General features: G+C 77.2%; 1 protein-coding gene. It reads left to right on the top strand.

Annotation, left to right across the window (positions count from 1 at the left end; translation table 11 throughout):
• A partial coding sequence (locus tag ACYVE9_RS29520) for a glycosyltransferase family 4 protein (RefSeq protein WP_461030935.1) occupies window positions 1-724 on the top strand: 724 nt, incomplete at both ends.

The raw sequence follows: 724 nt of genomic DNA, 5'->3' as shown, positions 1-724 counted from the left end.
GGCGACCACCCACGGCCACGAGGCGGGCTGGGCCCAACTGCCGGGCGCCAGGCGGCTGCTGCGCCGGGTCGGGGACGCCGTCGACACCGTCACCTACCTGGGCGAGTACACCCGTTCGCGCATCGCGCCGGTGCTCTCCCCGGCCGCCGCCGACCGCATGGTGCAGCTCCCGCCCGGCGTTGACGAGAAGACCTTCCACCCCGGCTCCGGCGGGGACGCGGTCAGGGCCCGCCTCGGACTGGCGGCGCGCCCGGTGGTGGTGTGCGTCTCACGGCTGGTGCCGCGCAAGGGGCAGGACACCCTGATCCGGGCGCTGCCGCGGGTGCTGGAGCGGGTGCCGGAGGCGGTGCTGCTGATCGTCGGCGGTGGCCCCTACGAGCGCGACCTGCGCGCGCTGGCCGCCGACACCGGGGTGGCCGGCTCGGTACGGTTCACCGGCTCGGTCCCCTGGGCGGAGCTGCCCGCGCACTACGGCGCCGGCGACGTCTTCGCGATGCCGTGCCGCACCCGCCGCGGCGGTCTCGACGTGGAGGGGCTGGGCATCGTCTATCTGGAGGCGTCCGCGACGGGGCTGCCGGTGGTCGGCGGTGACTCGGGCGGCGCGCCGGACGCGGTGCTCGACGGTGAGACGGGCTGGGTGGTGCGCGGCGGGGACGCCGCCCAGACCGCCGACCGGCTGATCACGCTGCTCGGCGACCCGGAGCTGCGGCGGCGGATGGGCGAG

It is taken from the genome of Streptomyces sparsus (assembly GCF_054776295.1).
Note: the sequence above shows the minus strand (reverse complement) of the source record. Positions and strands in the feature narration are given on the sequence as shown.